At 67.2% G+C, this 16,748-nt stretch carries 12 protein-coding genes; 6 read left to right on the top strand and 6 right to left on the bottom strand.

Annotation, left to right across the window (positions count from 1 at the left end):
• Positions 1-891 precede the first annotated feature (891 nt).
• The 3 genes from ACWEO7_RS05460 to ACWEO7_RS05450 all read right to left on the bottom strand — a co-directional run bounded on the left by ACWEO7_RS05460 (position 892) and on the right by ACWEO7_RS05450 (position 6,269).
• Positions 892-1,377, bottom strand: coding sequence for a WD40 repeat domain-containing protein (locus tag ACWEO7_RS05460; protein ID WP_452421016.1), 486 nt, complete (start codon positions 1,375-1,377; stop codon positions 892-894).
• Positions 1,374-5,159, bottom strand: a complete 3,786-nt coding sequence (locus ACWEO7_RS05455) for an nSTAND1 domain-containing NTPase (RefSeq protein WP_452421015.1) — start codon at positions 5,157-5,159, stop codon at positions 1,374-1,376. The genes ACWEO7_RS05460 and ACWEO7_RS05455 overlap by 4 nt, the downstream gene beginning before the upstream one ends.
• Positions 5,160-5,303: 144 nt before the next feature.
• Positions 5,304-6,269, bottom strand: a complete 966-nt coding sequence (locus ACWEO7_RS05450) for a DUF4231 domain-containing protein (protein ID WP_452421013.1) — start codon at positions 6,267-6,269, stop codon at positions 5,304-5,306.
• Positions 6,270-6,510: 241 nt separating this feature from the next.
• On the opposite strand from ACWEO7_RS05450, the gene yczE reads away from it, so the two are divergent.
• The 4 genes from yczE (at position 6,511) to ACWEO7_RS05430 (ending at position 11,264) form a co-directional block, all read left to right on the top strand.
• The gene (gene yczE, locus ACWEO7_RS05445) at positions 6,511-7,155 is read left to right on the top strand and encodes a membrane protein YczE (RefSeq protein ID WP_450017490.1); all 645 of its coding nucleotides are present in this window, start codon (positions 6,511-6,513) and stop codon (positions 7,153-7,155) included.
• Positions 7,156-7,539: 384 nt separating this feature from the next.
• Positions 7,540-8,109 (top strand): GNAT family N-acetyltransferase, encoded by a 570-nt coding sequence (locus ACWEO7_RS05440; RefSeq protein WP_452421011.1) that lies wholly within the window; start codon positions 7,540-7,542, stop codon positions 8,107-8,109.
• Between the two features lie 66 nt (positions 8,110-8,175).
• The gene (locus ACWEO7_RS05435; RefSeq protein WP_452421010.1) at positions 8,176-10,389 is read left to right on the top strand and encodes a molybdopterin oxidoreductase family protein; all 2,214 of its coding nucleotides are present in this window, start codon (positions 8,176-8,178) and stop codon (positions 10,387-10,389) included.
• Between the two features lie 290 nt (positions 10,390-10,679).
• Entirely contained in the window at positions 10,680-11,264 is a 585-nt protein-coding gene (locus ACWEO7_RS05430) for an SMI1/KNR4 family protein (RefSeq protein ID WP_452421008.1), read from the top strand.
• A 90-nt stretch (positions 11,265-11,354) separates the two neighbouring features.
• Here the strand turns inward: ACWEO7_RS05430 and ACWEO7_RS05425 are convergent, their stop codons facing one another.
• On the bottom strand, positions 11,355-12,326 hold the full coding sequence (locus ACWEO7_RS05425) for an enoyl-CoA hydratase/isomerase family protein (RefSeq protein ID WP_452421006.1): 972 nt from the start codon (positions 12,324-12,326) through the stop codon (positions 11,355-11,357).
• A gap of 156 nt (positions 12,327-12,482) precedes the next feature.
• A complete protein-coding gene (locus ACWEO7_RS05420; RefSeq protein WP_452421004.1) occupies positions 12,483-13,385 on the bottom strand; it encodes an alpha/beta fold hydrolase in 903 nt (300 codons plus the stop codon).
• 128 nt (positions 13,386-13,513) lie between these two features.
• Here ACWEO7_RS05420 and ACWEO7_RS05415 point away from each other — a divergent pair, with 128 nt between their 5' ends.
• Entirely contained in the window at positions 13,514-15,370 is a 1,857-nt protein-coding gene (locus ACWEO7_RS05415; RefSeq protein ID WP_452421002.1) for a Na+/H+ antiporter, read from the top strand.
• A gap of 10 nt (positions 15,371-15,380) precedes the next feature.
• Here ACWEO7_RS05415 and ACWEO7_RS05410 read toward each other — a convergent pair whose 3' ends face one another.
• A complete protein-coding gene (locus ACWEO7_RS05410) occupies positions 15,381-15,929 on the bottom strand; it encodes a TetR/AcrR family transcriptional regulator (protein WP_452421000.1) in 549 nt (182 codons plus the stop codon).
• Positions 15,930-16,140: 211 nt separating this feature from the next.
• On the opposite strand from ACWEO7_RS05410, the gene ACWEO7_RS05405 reads away from it, so the two are divergent.
• Complete coding sequence (locus ACWEO7_RS05405; RefSeq protein ID WP_452420998.1) at positions 16,141-16,743, top strand: TetR family transcriptional regulator; 603 nt, start codon at positions 16,141-16,143, stop codon at positions 16,741-16,743.
• Positions 16,744-16,748: the final 5 nt, after the last annotated feature.

Genomic DNA, 16,748 nt, shown 5'->3' with positions numbered 1-16,748 from the left:
TTCGGGGTTGGACCCGGCGCGAGCCGCGAACCGGCGCGGATAGGGTCGCGTGTCCGGGCCGTTCGAGTCCGTTGGCGAGCCAGGGGGAGTGGCATGCAGGGTCCGGCGACTGCGCGAGATCGACTTCGGGCAGGCGGGTGGTCGGCCGAACGCGTGGTTGATGGAGCGGCAGGTGCCCGCACCCGACCACGATCGGCTCGACCATCGCGGTCCGATCCGTGGCGCGGAGACACGGCGTGAAGCCGCCACCCGAGTCGGTGCGTGTGTGCGCGAACTATGGCGGACACCGACCACATCGTCGTAACGCACGGCTAGGCGCTGACATTCGTCATCACCACGTGGACGATGCTGCCGGTGGAGGCCGCCGGTTTCGTGTCGTTCGCAACCGCGCCCGGCGCGATCACACATCTGCGGCACGACGACTAACTGGCGTAACCGCGCGATGCTCAGCCTCGCCGATACGTCTCACCCGGATGCCGGGAGATGAGGCTTCTTCGAACCGGGGAGCGGTCACCAGTCCTCTAGTTGACATAATGTTGATTATCGGCGAAGTTTTGGCCTGGTCGGAGGGGGTGCTCGAGGGCCCGTATGTCGTGCTGTTCGATCCGGTGTGCGGGATCGGGTCAACCGGTGAGGCTCTGGGGTTGTCGGGCCTGTGTGAGAGCTCTGGATACGCGTGTTCTGTGTGGTTGAATCATGCGTCGATGTATGCATAGTTATGCATGTGTCATGTTGTCGCTGTGGCATTTATCTGCCGCACCCTTCTTCCCCACTCCTTCCCCGCCCCCTAGTTTTGTCACTGTGACGAAGCGCGGCTCGGGGGAACAAATTTGGACAGCTATGTGACGGCGTCGTCCAGCGGCGGCAACCCACTTGATGGGCACGATGACGTCACGGACTGGGTTTGCCGGGGCACAGCTCTCGGTAGGAGACGTCGGGCGAGATCCAGTCTTTCCACTGCTCATGGCTCGGATTCGAGGCCAGCTTGTCGCATAGCGCGTCCATCCATGCGGCGGGCGCCGGCAGCTGCCAGATGCCGCCGCCGACGAATGGCGGATTGCCGTCGAGGGTGGCTTGCGTGGCGGCAAGGAAGATGCGTCGGCCGTCGTGGCTGAACTTGACGTGGGAGGCTTTGCCTGCTGCCGTCGTGTCGACGGCCTCGCCGACCTGGCTTCCTGTGGTGGTATCCCAAAACCGCAGTGTGCTGTCGGCGCAGATCGAAACCAGATGGCGGCCGTCGGGACTGTAGGCGATGTCTACCTGCCGGTCGGAGCCTTCCATCGGCGGGCCGACCGCGTCGCCGCTCTCGGCGTCCCATTGCTGGATTGTTTTCCCGCTCACCCCGGCGATGCGCCGGCCATCGGGGCTGATCGTCATGTCGGCGAAACCGAAAGTGTTGGGGCTGCCGATGGGCTTGCCGATCGCTCGTCCGGTCGCGGTGTCCCAGATCCGCTGCGGGAATACAGGCGGTGACCGTCGTCGCTGAAGGCAACGGATCGGACGCCGTATTGGTGACCGGTCATCGGCTTGCCGATCTGCCGGCCGTTTCGCCAGTCCCAGAGTCGGACTGTCTTGTCGTTGCTCGCGGTTGCGATTGTCCGGCCGCTGGGGTCGAATTCCACGTAGTTCACGTAGTCGTCGTGCCCTCTGATCGGCTCGCCGTGCGGCTGCCCGTTCGAGGTGTCCACGATATGGACTTCTTTTCCGGTCCCGACTGCGAGCCAGCGGTGGTCCGGGCTGAGGTCGAAAGCTTTGGTTCCGCGAAGTGCCTCCGTGACAATGGTGGGACCGACCGGTTCGCCGGTATCGGCGTCGAAGCTTCGGAAGGTGTCGTCGTGGAACGCGAGAACGCGCGGGCGATCGGCGGTAGTGTCCAGCCCGTAGCCTCCCTCGGCCGGTGTGCTGGCCGCCATGCTACCACCCGTTCTCGTGGTGAGTGCCGCCTCGGTATCGGCGTTCGACGCCTGGACGGTGTCGCTGGATACCGAAACGATCCGATTCCCTTGCCGGGTGAAGGCGACATCCGACACCGGTCCTTGGAACTGGAGCGGATGGCCGATCGGCTGACCGGTGCGTGCGTCCCATAGTCGTACGGTCTTGTCGCTGCTGCCGGTGGCGATCCGGCCGCTGTCCGGGCTGAATGCCACAGACTGTATCGCTCCGTAGTTTCCGAAGACCGGTGTGCCGATTGTCTCGCCGGTGTCGGCGTTCCACAGCCGTAGAGGTGAACCGGCGCTGATCAATGTGCCGACGCCCACGGTGGAGCCGCCTGCGGCGACGGTATGGCCGTCTGGGCTGAATGCCACGCTCAAGGTCGCGTCATTGTCGCCCATGCGGGGGTCGCCGCCGCCCCGCAACGGTTCACCCAGTGCCGACCCGGTACTTGCGTCCCATAGGCGAACGGTATTGTCCCCGCCGGCTGAAGCCAGGTGCCGCCCGTCTGGGCTGAACGCCACAGCGGATATTCGGCCGACGTGTCCTGTCAGCGGACTCCCGAGTTGCTGCCCGGTCTCCGCGTCCCACAACCGCAAAGTATCCGCGGTGCCTGCGCGGTCTGTGTCCACCGCGGCGACCCGGTGCCCGTCGGAACTGACCGCCACGACATCGGCGCCATTCATAGTGCCGGTCATCGGCTGACCGATGGGCTGTGGGACGGCTGAGTCCCATACCCGGATCGTCTTGTCCGCGCCGATTATCGCGACAAATCGGCCGTCCGAACTCGGTTTTACCGCGCGGGTGGTCTTGGGATCTGCGAACGGCTTTCCTGTCGGCTGCCCGGTCTCGGTGTCGAGTAGTTGAGTTCCCGAAGGGGTGGACGCTGCGATTCGCTGACCGTCAGTGCTGAGCATGGGGAGCCCGAGACCGCCACTGGATGGGTCGATGATTTTCTGCAGTTGGGGCTTTTTGCTCAATGCGGTGACCAGTGCGCCGATGTTCGGATTCGCCGAGACGCGCTGCGCGGCGAGCAGTTCGGCTATTGCCTGTAGTTCACTGCCGGGTTGGCCCCCGGCGAGCATGGCCTGTGCTTGTGAGGTGAGTCGTTCGGCGAGTGCCTCACGGCTGCGATCGTCGGCCTCCCGGCGTTTCGCGTTGGCGTCGTTGCGGGCGGCGACCGCCAGTACGAAGCCGGTCACCGCGGCCAGGGCCACCACCAGTGTCAGGGCGAGTACCGCACGCAGGACCTTCGTGCGTTTGTGCAGCACGGCCGCGTGTGCTTGAGCCTCGTCTCGACGTTGCTGTGCGTTGCGCAGTTCGGCCTCTCGGCGTTGCCGCTCGGCCTCCGTTTCGGCGTCCTCGCGCTCCTTGGAGGCCTCGAGGAACTCCGCCGCGTGGCGAACCCGGTCGGTGAACATCGGGGAGTTCGCCAACTGCATTGCCGTGGTGAGTCGCGCACCCTCGATCAGCCACTCGGGGCTGCGCGCGTTGCGATACCAGTCCGCGGCCGCGCGATCGAGGTTGTCGGCGTCCTTCAGGTCCTTGGCCTGTTCCTGCAGCCACCGCGCCAGTGGCGCCCATTGCCGGAGGAGGCTTTCCAGCGCGACCTCGATCACCGTCTCGCCGCCGCGCTCATTTTTGACGAGCAGTCGCCGGGCGATCATGGCATTGATCAGGTCGTGGCCGGCGGGCGGAAGCTCGCTCCAGCGTGCGACTCGGCGCGAGGGCTGGTCGGTATTCGGATCGACGGTGGCGAGCCACGGAATGAACGCCGCGTGCAGCACGTCGAGTTGCTGTGACCGGAGGTCGGGATCCGCGGCGAGCAACGTATCGATTTCGGCGTGGACGATATGTTGCATGCCGCCCATCGATTGGTAGTTGGCGAGGGTGAGTTCTCCGGTGCTGCCGTAATCGAGGTAGAGGCGTGAGAGAGTCAGCGCGAGGAGCGGCAGGCTGTCCGCGCCGCCGGTGGCGTCGGTTACCAGCTGGGCGACGAGTGCGGGGGCGAGAGTCAGACGCAGGCCCGCGGTTGTGGCGCGAGCAGCGGGGCCGGTGATCACTTCTTTGAATTCGCTCACCGGCATCGGCTTCAAGTCACTGAATTCCCTGGTGTGTACACCGAGTAGTTCCGGCGCTGTCTGTAGGGCCTCGTATCGGTCGGCTCGAATGGTCACCACTGCGATCATGGGCAACTCGGCGATCGCGTTCGGTTGCAGTAGTTCGCCGAGCAACTCGAGGCATGTGGCTGCCTCCGGCCCGGCCTCGGTGGTGAACAATTCCTCGGCCTGATCGATCGGCAGGATCAGCGTCGGCGCCGCGTCTGGGTCGAGCGGATCACGCCGTGCCTCGCGGAGCCAGTTCGACAGCCGGCCGGTGTCGCCTGCCAGGCAGGCTGCTTTGATGTCACCGAGCGCGGGACCGGTCAGGCCTGCGCGGGATCTGAGTTGCAGGATGGCGTGGGCGAGGCCTTGATCTCCGGTGACCGCGGCGCGTTCGGGGCGGACGATGTCGCACAGCAGGAAGTTGTCGCGGTCACGGTGCAGCCTGGGAAGGAGCCCGGCGCGCAGGAATGACGACTTCCCGACACCGGATGGGCCGAGTACGACGAACAGGCCTTCGACACCCGTCGAGCGCATGCCGCGAAGCACGTCGAGGCCGCGCAGGATTTGTGGGTCGCGGCCGAAGAAGATGGCCGCGTCGACATCCTCCATGGATTGCCAGCCGCGGTACGGTGCGCGGCCGGGGTCGCCCGGTGGTGGCCAGGGGAAATGTTCGGCACCGATTCCGGCTTCGCGTAGGCCGCGGAGCATTCTGCGCAGGCCGTCGCTGGCGAGAACGGTCGGTGTGCCGCTGTCTTCGGATGCGATGGTGGTGACCGGGCTGTGCCCGTCGGGGAAGAGGTCGCAGAATTGCCACTCGCGGGTTTTCTCTCCGCGAGCCGCGGGATCGATGCGAGCGCAGAAGATCCGTTTGTTGAGCGATTCCGCGTGACGGAATTCGGCTAGACACTCGGGTGAACGTTCCCAATCAGGGGAGATCAAGCAGATCACCGCTTCGCAGCGATCGACCGCGCGGACGAGTTCGGATTTCCAGCGGGTCCCTGGCGCGATACCGGTCCGGGAGTCGACATCGAGGAATATTTCCCCGCTCAGGCTCGGTTCGTTCTCGGTCAGCCACCGGGTGACGGCCACCGCGGATGCCTTATCGCGGCTGGAATGGCTCACGAACACCCGGTACATAGGGAGAATGCTGTCGCGGACGGCGACAGGTGGCGCGAGTAGTGGGCTACTCGTTCTGTGTGTGGAGCCTGCCGGTAGCCGGTTCGGCGGTGCTGAAGACGGCTTGCTGCGGTGTATCGGACTGGCGATTCATCTGCGGTCGGGTGGTTCTTCGGTCCACTTCGCGACCCACGTCTGGTTCTCGGCGGCGATTACGCTTTCGCAGTCGTCGACGAAGGCCGTCCACCGCTGTTCGTCGGTCGGTGCTCCCTCTGCCCTCCACTCCTGCAGCAGCTGTTGCAGGCGACGTGCCGTCGCCGCATAACTCATCACCAGGAACTCGTACCGGCGACCGGTCAGATGACCGGCGACGCTCGCGCTGAGCGTTGTCAGCACCGCTACCCACGGTGTGAGCGTGGAGGCCAGGGAGGTGGGAGTCGAGACGGTCGCGGTGCCGGCGAGCACCGCGGCGACGGTTGCGAGGACGGTGGCGGCCAGACCGAGTACGAGGGTCCATGTCCGTAGGCGCCGCGCTCGTTCGGCGTATTGGTGCGCCCTGCGCTGGTAATAGTTCGTGATCTGGTGTTGTACCCGGAGGCGCACGTAGTCTTCGGGGGCCAGTAGAGGTGGTACCTCGGTATCCGAGCGTGGGCTGCTGCCTGTTGGTGTGGAGCTGGTGTCGTTCTCGGTCACGTAGGGCAGAAGATCGTCGGCCTTCTCCTCGATCTCGGCGATCGCCCGGTGCAGGCTGAGCAAGGCACTGTCGCCGAGGAAGGGGCGTGCTCGTGCCCGGAACCGGTAGATCACCTGCTTGATGTTCTCTGCCACTGCGCGGGCACGAGACCAGCGGCGGAATTCGGCGGGTGTGAGGAAATGAGCGGTGAGGAAGGTCGCCACGGCGAGGCAGACGGCGCCGATGGTGGTCACTACGAGTTGCGGCAGGCCGGATGTCCGCAGAATGGTCGCGGTCATCGCCGCCGCGATTGCCCCGACGCCGCCGAGGATCAGTACAGCGGCGCGAGCGCGGTCCGCACGCCTTTTCCGGGCATCGGCGGCGTGGGCCCAACGGGCTCTCCTCGCCCACAGTGAGGCGACTACATCGTCTTCGTAGGTCACCACGTTTCTCCTCGGCTCGGCATCCTCGCATTGTCACCTCCTCGGACAGCGGCTTCAGGGAATGGCGCGGCTGAGGTTCGGTAAGTCTTGGGTTTTTCCTAGATCGCACTCCCCTGGCCTAGCGGCGTGTGTGGTTGCGTCATGGCGTGATGGTCCGCCGCACCTCATGGATTTCGCTGCGCGGTCCAGTGATCGGTGATTGGCTCTGGTTGTGGTGGCCAGTTGCGGGCACGCTGGGGCGGTGCTGGTTCGTCGGTTGGTCGCGTTGTATGCCGGATTGTGGTTGTACGGGTTCTCGATGGCGGTGATGGTGCGGGCTGGGCTCGGGCTGGATCCGTGGGATGTGTTCCATCAAGGTGTGGCGCGGCACGTGCCGATCAGTTTCGGTGCCGTCACGGCGGTTACGGGTGTCGCGGTGCTGTTGGCGTGGATTCCGCTGCGGCAGTTGCCGGGGCTGGGCACGGTGAGCAATGTCGTGGTGATCGCGGTGTCGGTCGATGCGGGGCTTGCGTGGCTGCCGTCGTGGGATGCGCTGGCGGTGCGGGTCTGCGCCATGGCGGCCGCAGTTGTGCTGAACGCGGTGGCGAGTGTGTTGTACATCGGGGCGGGGATGGGCCCGGGTCCGCGGGATGGGCTGATGACTGGACTGGTTCGGCGGACCGGTCGATCGGTGTGGGTGGTGCGCACGGCGATCGAGGTGACGGTGTTGGTGACGGGATTCGCCTTGGGCGGCAGCGTCGGTATCGGAACACTGGTCTACGCCTTCGGGATCGGGCCGCTGATTCACCTGATGATTCCCGCGGTGAACCGGTTCCTGCCGGGGTTCTCGCCGCCGAATCCGGCGCCTGCCGTCGGTGGTCGAGCGGTGGAAGTCCCGACCGTGTAGCTGGGCGGCCCGACTCCTCTACTCCCCCATGGGCGTCGCTTCACCGCCGGTTCAGCGGTCCAGCTCGGATCTGGCGCGCTCCAGCCACTTACTCGCCTGGATTCTGCTCGACTCGGGTGTGCGGGTGTCGAGCGACCGCGCGGTGCGGAGCACGGCATAGCTACCGTACGGTCTGAGACATTCGGCAGTCGTTGGTGTCGTCTCGCCACACGGGGTTGCCGTGGGTCGGACAATGAGGGTGTTCGTAAGACGATCCCCCGGTTCGGCGGCGCGCATGGGATCGAGCCGCTGTCCATCGAGGTAGGTTGGCGCGGCCCGTGATCGGGAGACTCTACGGGGGAATTCGCTGGCGGCGAGCGGTATGTCCGGGTGACAATCCCGGGTGTGTCCGCTCTGCTGCCCGATGTGGTCGCCGCCGAAGTGTTCGCCGCGGGAACGCAGCCCACCTTGCGAGGTGAGACAGTGGTGGTGCGCCCCTGGACGAACGCCGACGCGGCGGTGATCCAGGCCGTCTACCGGGATCCGGATATCCAGCGCTGGCATGTTCGAGATGTCGTTTCCGAGGCCGAGGCGCGGGAGTTGATCGCACGTTGGCAGGCGGGGTGGCGTAATGGTGACGGCCCGCAGTGGGCGGTCGTCGTCGGTGACGTGGTGGCGGGCAGGGTCGGGTTGCGGCATATGGCACCCGCGGATGGCGTGGCGGGGATCGCGTACTGGACTGCTCCGGGATGGCGGGGCCGCGGCGTGACGCCCGCCGCGGTCGAGACGGTGACTCGGTGGGCGTTCGGGGTGGGTTTCCATCGGCTGGAGGTGTCGCACTCGGTGCGTAATACCGCGTCCTGTCGTGCGGCGGTGAAGGCGGGATTCGCGCCGGAGGGTGTCCGGCGCAGTGCTGGGTTGCACGCGGACGGTTGGCACGACATGCATCTGCATGCCCGCATCCGCCCTACATAGATCCCTGTACGGAAGGAGCTGTCCCAGATAGCCTGTGGGAAGCGATCCGGCAGAAGGTGAAAATTCATGAGTGCGACCACCATTGCCCGTCAGTGCACGTTGTGCGAGGCGCACTGCGGAATTCTCGTCACGGTCTCCGGTGACCAGGTGACGCGGATCGAGGGCAATCCGCAGGACGTGCTGTCGAAGGGGTACATCTGCCCGAAGGCGACGGCGATGGGCGGGTTGCACCACGACCCGGATCGGTTGCGGACGCCGGTGCGGCGGGTGGGTTCGTCGTTCGAGCCGATCGGCTGGGACGAGGCATTCGAGGAGATCGGTCGGCGGTTGCGCAAGGTGCGTCGCGAGCACGGCAACAGCGCGATCGGCATGTATCTGGGGAATCCGGCCGCGCACAGCTCGTCGGTGCTGTACGCGGTGTTGCTGCGGGCGGTGCTGCTGACGCGGAACTTCTTCTCGGCGTCGTCGATCGATCAGTTCCCGCAGGAGTTCGTCGCGTGGCGGATGTTCGGCTCGAATGTGCTGATGCCGGTGGCCGATATCGATCGGACCGACCGCCTGGTGATTCTGGGGGCGAATCCGGCGGTGTCGAACGGGTCGGTGACGACCATGCCGAATGCGAAGCAGCGGATCCGGGACGTGCGGCGGCGCGGCGGGAAGGTCGTGGTGATCGACCCTCGGCGGACCGAGACGGCGCGGCTGGCCGATCAGCTCGTCGCGGTGGCTGCGGGCGGTGATGTGTATCTGCTGCTGGCGATGTTGCATGTGCTGGTCGCCGAAGATCTGTGTGACGTGAAGGCGATTCGCGCGTCGAGCACCGGCTGGGAGCAGTTGCGTGCGCTGGTGGCCGAGGCGTCGCCGGAGCAGATGGCGCAGTACGCGGGAGTGGACGCGGAGACGATTCGCGGGCTGGCTCGAGAGCACGCGGCGGCGCCCTCGGCGGTGCTGTATGCGCGGATCGGGGTGTGCCAGCAGGTGAACGGCACGTTGACGCATTGGCTGGTGAACACGATCAACGCGGTGACGGGCAACTTGGATCGGGCGGGTGGGCAGATGTTCGCGACGCCGCCGATCGATGCGCCGCGGTATGCGAAGTATCTGCCGATGGGGTATCGGGCGTGGACCGACAGCTCCGGGACCTACAAGTCGTTCCGCTCGGAGTTGCCGGTGGCGGCGCTGGCGCAGGAGATGTCGGCCGAGGGGCCGGGCCGGATCCGCGCGATGATCACGTATGCGGGCAATCCGGTGTTGTCCACGCCGCAGCGCGGCCGGTTGGGGGCGGCGCTGGACGGGCTGGATTTCTATGTGGCCGTGGACATGTACGTCACGGAGACGACGCGGCACGCGGACATCATCCTGCCGCCGATCTCGCCGTTGGAGCGCGAGGACGTCAACATCCTGTTCCCGGTGTTCAGTGTGCGCAACAATCTGCGTTTCGACGCGCGCGTGTTCGAGCCGCCCGCCGATGGGCTGGAGGATTGGCAGATCATGGCGCGGTTGGTCACCGAAATGGTGCCGTTGCCTGGGCGGCGGCTCACCGCGCGGGTGCTCAACGCGGTGTTCGATCGGGTCAGCCCCGTGCGGATCGCCACGCTCGGGGTGGCGGCGGGGCCGTACGGGGTGTTGCGGCGGGGTCGCAAGGGTTTGACAGTGGGCAAGGCGCGTGCGGCGGCGGGCGGTATCGATCTGGGTCCGTTGCGGCCGAGGCTGCGGTCGCTGCTCGGGACGAAGGATCGGAAGGTGCATGTGGCGCCGGAGGATTTCGTGGCGGCCGTGCGTGAAGTTCTCGCGGACGCGCAGCGGGGTCAGGCGGTGACCGCGCCTGCCGACGGCTACGACTTGAAGTTGATCGGTCGCCGTCATCTGCGCAGCAACAATTCGTGGCTGCACAATGTGCCGTCGATGGTGAAGGGGCGCGATCGTTGCACGGCGCTGATGCATCCGCAGGATGCGGCGGCGCGCGGGTTGCGCGACGGTGAGCCGGTGACGGTGCGTTCGCGCACCGGGGCGATCGTGGTGCCGTTGGAGGTCAGCGACGACATCCGGGCCGGGACGGTGGCGATCCCGCACGGGTGGGGACATCAGGAGCCGGGTGTCGGGTGGACGGTGGCGGCGTCGCTGCCGGGCGCGAATGTGAACCTGCTGCACGATCCGGCGGTGACCGACACGTTCTCGGGGACGGCGGCGGTGAACAACACGTGGGTGACGGTGACGCGGGCGTCGGTCGACTCCGGGGAGCGTGTGGACCTCAGCGAGCGCGAACCCGCGCCGACCGCTTGACGAGTGTGGACCGCGGGGTGGGCGGCCATCGCGAGGTCGGTGGTTCAAATCTCCCCCGGTTACCGCATGCAAGGCGCGTTGCGGGGCTATAGCCGTGACTGGGAACAGCTTCAGGCCGACACGCGCGAATGTTGGCATGATGGGCGCGCCTCCACCCGCAGGCACTGAACACCGATGTCTCGCAACGGGCTGTTGAACCGTGAAGCCAGGGCGGGTCACGAGACACGGTCGACCCGGACATGAATCCGGCGAGTCCGGTTCCGACGGGCCCGACGGATCAGGGAGAACCGATGACAAGCGATGCGCTCGAACGTTTGCGGCGGATTCTCCCGCCGTCGCCGGCCAGCGCGGAGTGGGCGGCGCTGGATCTGCAGGGGGTGGCGGAGGCCGAGGCCGCGTTGGGGGTCCAACTGCCGCCGGACTACCTGGACTTCCTCGCGGTTTACGGCGCCGGGACGCTTGACGACGAGCTGCTGATCGCGGCACCGGCGACGGCGCCCGGCCACCGGTACAGCACGAGTGTGGTGGAGATCACCGGGACGTTTCGCCGGGCTGCCGCCAAGCCGTACAGGGCCGAAATTCTGGGTGACGGTGACAGGTATATCCAGTGGGGTGTTGATGGCGGTGGCGACTACTACTACCTGTGGCGCGTCGAGGGTGAATCGAGCGCCGAGTGGCCGGTGTGCGTATTCGACGACGAATTGACGGTCCTGCCGTACGGGATGGTGGAATTCCTGGCCAGAGGCTGTACCGGAGGCCTTCCCGGCGATCTGCAGGGCAAGTTCCGCAGCGACGGCCACGAATTCCTGCACTGGCAGGACCGGTACCGCCGCGACGTCGAGCAGTACGGGTCCGGGTCATACATCCCCGGCTGAGCGACTCGCTCCCGCTCCGCCGTTGACTGCACCTGACTATGAGCATCGAACGCTGACGGCCCCCGTTGGTGTCGTCCCCCGCGAGGTGGGTCATTTGCTCACCTGGTCGACGCGGGTGCCGTCCAGCCAGGGTTGGGGGTCGGCCAGGAACGGGGTGTCGGCGAGGCGGTGGAGGTCTTCGAAGAAGGCTTTGGTGGTGCGGGCGGCCGCGGTGGTGGTGCCGACGGAGACGAACCCGGCTTGTTCGGCGTCGAGGCCGCGGGAGAGGGATTTGTCGGAGCCGAAGTAGACGGCGCGTTTGAGTTCGGCGACGACGACCGGGTTGCGGGCGGCCAGCCGGGCCGCGGTGGCCTGGGTTTCGGCGAGCAGGGCCTCGGCCGGCAGTACGCGGTTCACCAGGCCGAGACGCAGCGCTTCCTGGGCGGTGAACGGCGTGCCTTCGAGGGTGACCTCGATGGCTTTGGCGGCGCCGAGCAGGCGGGTGAGGCGTTGGGTCGCGCCGCCGCCGGGGATGAGGTTGGCCAGCGTCTCGATCTGACCCAAGCGCACGTGGTCGGCGTCGGCGGCGTAGCGCAGATCGCAGGCCAGCGCGATTTCGTGCCCGCCGCCGAGTGCGGGTCCGTTGATGGCGGCGAGGTAGGCGACGCCGGAGCGGTTCATCCGCAAGGTGGTGCGTTTCCAGCGGTAACCCCAGACCAGGCCCGCACCGAGACCGCCGCCGTGGCGTTCGACCAGGTCGGTGGCGCCGGGAACGTGCAGGACGGCAGCGGCGGCGCGCAGGAACGGTGCGGCGGCGCGAGCGGGGACGAAGGGGCGTGGTTTCTCGATCATGCCGCCGAGGGCGGCGGGGTCGGCGTGGGTGAGGAAGCGGCCGGGCAGTCCTCCGGTGAGCACGACCGCGCCCACGGTGTCGTCGATATCGACCGCGGCGGTGAGAAGGTCGAGGTCGCGGACGACCGCGGTGGTGACGAAGTTCCACGGGGGCGCGACGACACGCGCGGTGAGTACCCGCCCGGACTGGTCGAGTTCGATGGTTTCCAGGGGCAGGTCGGCGGCGGACATCGGCGGCTCCTTCGGTGCGCATGTCGGCGGTCGGGACGCGATAACGGTTCCACGCGAACGCGTTTCGGAAGCGGTCCAGCGCGGTCGTGGACTACACCGTGATGGTGCGGATACACGGTGATGGTGCGGACCGGCGGGGCCGGTCCGCACCATCGGTCAGGCCGTGGGCTTGTGGACGCGGGTGTCGTGGAATTCCAGGAATGCCGCGAGGGTCGGCTCGGGTGCCTCCAGTTGCGGGTAGTGGCCGATTCGCGACAGTTCCACGACATCGGGGTCGGTGATCAGTTCGCGGTAGCGGTGCACCATGTGGCCGCCGGAGACGGGATCGGACAGGCCGTCGACGAGCCGGACCGGGACCTGGGCCTGCTGCAGTGCGCCCACCCAGCGCGTGCGCTGCTTGCGGCGTTCGGCCATGTAGCGGATGAGTTTGTGGCCGTTGCTTTTGCCGTGCCTGCTGCACCACAGCAGCCAGAACTGGTGCAGTTCGATGTCGGTGGGTTTGGTGTCGGGCCCGAATACCGCGGCCAAGCTGTGGTGGAAGGTGCGTTCGGTGCCCAGGACGCCGATCAGCGGGCCGAGCGGGCTCGCCAGCAGCCGCTGCACCAGGCGAGGGCGGTGTGCTTCGGGGAACAAGCCGCCGTTGAGCAGGCACACCGACTCGATCACCAGGGATTCGTCGCCGGCCGCGCGGCGTTCGGCGTCGCGGGCCAAAAGCTCCTGGGCGACGGTGTCACCGTAGTCGTGGGCGAGGATGTGGTACCGGCTGATGCCCTGTTCTCGCAGCAGGTTCTCGTGGATGTCGGCTTGGTCGGTGATGCGGTAGTCGTAGTGGCGGGGTTTGGCCGACCAGCCGAATCCGATCATGTCGGGGGCGATGACCCTGGCGAATCGTTCGCACAGGGCGGGCCATATCCGATGCCAGTCCCAGGACGCGGTGGGAAATCCGTGGATGCACACCAGCGTCCCGTCGGTGCCTGCGCCTCCGTCGCGCCAGAAGATCTGGTGGCCGCGATGAGTGTGGCGTCGTCCGTTCGCCCGCCAGGACGCGAACTCCTCCATGTCTACCTCCTTGTCGTGGACAAGCATGGCGCGTGTGTGCGCCCGGGCACAGTAGTTCGGTCGGTCGTGCACGTGTCATCTACCGCGCCGACCCGATAGCCGATCGTGCGCTCTGGGAGAATTTCACCGTGCATGTCGCGATCGGCCTGGTTGTTCTCGTCGCGTCGGCGGCCGCGTTGGCGGCGCTGGCGCGACGGTTCGGGATCTCCGAACCGCTGGTACTGACGGTGGGTGGGGTGGCGGCGTCGTATTTGCCGTTGCTGCCGGAGATCCATTTGGAGCCGGAGATCATTCTGCTCGGTTTCCTGCCTCCTTTGCTGTATACGGCCGCGATCCGCACGTCGCTGGTGGATTTCCGGGCGAATGCGCGCACGATCGGGTTGTTGTCGGTGGGGTTGGTGTTGTTCACGACCTTCGTCGTGGCGGTGGTGGTGTGGTGGCTGCTGCCGGTGCCGTTCGCGGTCGCTGTCGCGCTGGGTGCGGTGGTGGCTCCGCCGGATGCGGTGGCCGCCACGGCGGTGGCGCGGCGGATCGGGATGCCGCGGCGGATCGTGACGATCCTGGAGGACGAGTCGCTGTTCAACGACGCGACCGCGCTGGTGGCGTTGCGGACGGCGCTGGCGGCGATGGTGGGCACGGTGTCGGTGTGGGCGGCCGGCGCCGATTTCCTGCTGGCGGCCGGTGGCGGCGCGGCGGTGGGAGTGGTGGTGGCCTATCTGCTGGCGATGCTGCGGCGGCGGATCACCGACCCGGTGATGGACACGACGTTGTCGTTCCTGGCGCCGTTCGCGGCGTATCTGCCCGCCGAGGGCATCCACGCCTCGGGGGTGATCGCGGTGGTCGTGTGCGGGATGATCCTCGGACACAACGCGCCGGTGTGGCAGAGCGCCGCGTCGCGGATCTCCGAGCGCATCAATTGGCGCACGATCCAGTTCATCCTGGAGAGCGCGGTGTTCGTGCTGATCGGGTTGCAGGTGCGCGGCATCGTGGAGGGTGCTTGGCGCAGCGAGCTCGACCACGCCACCCTGCTGTGGTCGGCGGTGGCGGTGCTGGCCGCGACGATGCTGGCGCGTCCGGTCTGGGTGTTCGGGTCGTCGCTGTTGTCGCGCAGTCTCGGTGGTGGCGACGCGGTGCCGGTGAGTCATCTGGTGGTGGTGTCGTGGGCGGGGATGCGCGGGGTGGTGACGTTGGCGGCGGTGCTGCTGCTGCCGCAGGACACTCCGTTGCTGGCCGTGCTGCGCCTGCTGGCGCTGGTGGTGGTGGCGGGAACGCTGCTGGTGCAGGGCACGTCGTTGCCGTGGCTGGTGCGGTGGCTGCGGTTGCGCGGGCCCAGTCGCGCCGAGGACGCGTTGCAGAAGGCCAACGTGTTGCAGCAGGCCACCGCGGCGGGTTTGGCCGTGCTCGAGCGGGAGGTCACGCCGGACACGCCGCCGGGGGTGGTGCAGACGTTGCGTGATCGCGTCCTGTGGAAGGCCAATGCCGCCTGGGAGCGGTTGGGGCGGGCGGAGTCGGAGCTGGTGACACCCACCGCGGAGTACCGGAGGCTGCGGTTGGCGATGTTGCAGGCCGAACGCGAAACGGTTTTGCGGGTACGGGATTCGGGCACCGTCGACTACGAGATCCTGCAGCACGTGCTGGCGCAGTTGGATCTCGAGGAGTCGATCATCGATCGCTACGACGAGACCGAGGAAGAACGGGTCGAACCGCTGGCCGCGGCGGGGGCCGACGACGCTTGCGCGCATCTGCGGGATGCGCCGCTGGTGCGTGCGCAAGGCGGGCCGGACGAATGCGGCGAATGTCTCGCGGAGGGGCAGGCATGGGTGCATCTGCGGATGTGCTTGTCGTGCGGGCACATCGCCTGCTGCGACTCTTCTCCGGGCAATCACGCGACCAAGCACTACGCCGCCAGCGGGCATCCGGTGATGCGCAGTGTGGAGCCGGGAGAGGCGTGGCGCTGGTGCTATGTCGACGAGCTGCTCGGTTAGCCGGAGTGGGTCAGCGCTGGGCGTGGGAGTAGATCAGGCGCGCGTATTCGGCCAGCAGCTGGTCCAGTGACAGGTTCTCCCCGCCCGCGGCGATCTGCTGGTAGCCGACGAGCATCGCCATGCCCAGTGAGGTGACCACGGCGGCGGTGTCGTTGTCGCCGACGACTCCCTTGATCGCTTTGTGCACGGTGCGCCTGCGGGATTCGTCGACGCGCTTGAGTGCGAGGTTGACCGATTCGTCGTTGGCCGCCCAGGCGCGGATGGCGGCTTCGGCGGAATGGTGCAGTCCGGCGGCGAGGTCGGACATGGCGCGGATGTCGTCATCGGGGTTGCCCTGGTTGAACGGCATGGTGCCCAGGATGCGCACTTGGCGGTTCTCCCAGTGTTCGAGCAGGGCGTCGACGAATCCTTGCCAACTGCCGAAGTGGTGGTAGAACGATCCGCTGGTGACGCCGAGCTGCCGGCACAGGACGCCGATGTTGAGACCCTTGAAGCCGAGATCGGCGAGCACTTCCAAGCCGGTGTCGAAGTACTGCTCCTTGGTGACCACTCGTGACATACGCGCGCCGTTCTCTTCGTTCGGTCAGGGGGAGGGACCGAACAGTACCCCATCGTAGCGTCGGCTGGACCGACCTCGGGAAGTACCGATGCGTACGCCGAGAAGGCGCTTCGGTACCTGTTACCTGCTGAAGTATTCAGCGCGCGTGGGTGATCTGGCCGCGCGAGACACGCGGCGAATAACAGAGCAATCGCTCTGTTATAGTGACGGCATGCCCCGCCCCCGGACCCACGACCCCGACACCGTGCTCGACGCCGCAGAATCGCTGGCCGTTCGCTCCGGCCCCGCCGCAGTCACCACGCGCGCGGTGGCCGCCGCCACCGGCGTGTCCAACGGCGCGATCTACCACACCTTCGGATCACGCGCGGAGCTGCTGGCCCGCACCTGGTTGCGTGCCGCGCGCCGCTTTCTCGACCTGCAAACCGCGCTGGTCGACGCGGCATCGGACGACCGAGGCGACGTCGAGGCCGTGGTCTCGGCCGCGGAGGCGCCCGCGCTGTTCGCCGAACGCCACCCCGCGTCGTCGCGGCTGCTGCTGGCCGTGCGGCGTGAGGAGTTGCTCAGCGAGGTGCCCGAAGGTGTCGCCGCCGAGCTGGCCGCCACCGACGCGGTGCTTGTCGAGTTGCTGGTGCGGCTGTCGCGGCAGTTGTGGCAGCGCGGCGATCGCCATGCCGTCGACGTCATGACGCTGTGCCTGGTCGATCTGCCGACCGCGGTGCTGCTGCGCCGCGACCGGCTGGCCGATCCGCGCGCACGGGAATACCTGCGCAGCGCCGTGCGGGCCGTGCTCGCCGTCGGTCCCCCACCCCTGTGACCCCT

The sequence above is a fragment of the Nocardia sp. NPDC004260 genome (assembly GCF_053603155.1).
Note: the sequence above shows the minus strand (reverse complement) of the source record. Positions and strands in the feature narration are given on the sequence as shown.

What these genes read in the sequence shown, in the direction of transcription:
- ACWEO7_RS05460 (WP_452421016.1), bottom strand. Translation starts at nt 1,377, where the DNA reads ATGACGATCAGCCCCGATGGCCGGCGCATCGCCGGGGTGAGCGGGAAA.
- ACWEO7_RS05425 (WP_452421006.1), bottom strand. Translation starts at nt 12,326, where the DNA reads ATGTCCGCCGCCGACCTGCCCCTGGAAACCATCGAACTCGACCAGTCC.
- ACWEO7_RS05410 (WP_452421000.1), bottom strand. Translation starts at nt 15,929, where the DNA reads ATGTCACGAGTGGTCACCAAGGAGCAGTACTTCGACACCGGCTTGGAA.
- ACWEO7_RS05430 (WP_452421008.1), top strand. Translation starts at nt 10,680, where the DNA reads ATGACAAGCGATGCGCTCGAACGTTTGCGGCGGATTCTCCCGCCGTCG.
- ACWEO7_RS05420 (WP_452421004.1), bottom strand. Translation starts at nt 13,385, where the DNA reads ATGGAGGAGTTCGCGTCCTGGCGGGCGAACGGACGACGCCACACTCAT.
- ACWEO7_RS05405 (WP_452420998.1), top strand. Translation starts at nt 16,141, where the DNA reads ATGCCCCGCCCCCGGACCCACGACCCCGACACCGTGCTCGACGCCGCA.
- ACWEO7_RS05435 (WP_452421010.1), top strand. Translation starts at nt 8,176, where the DNA reads ATGAGTGCGACCACCATTGCCCGTCAGTGCACGTTGTGCGAGGCGCAC.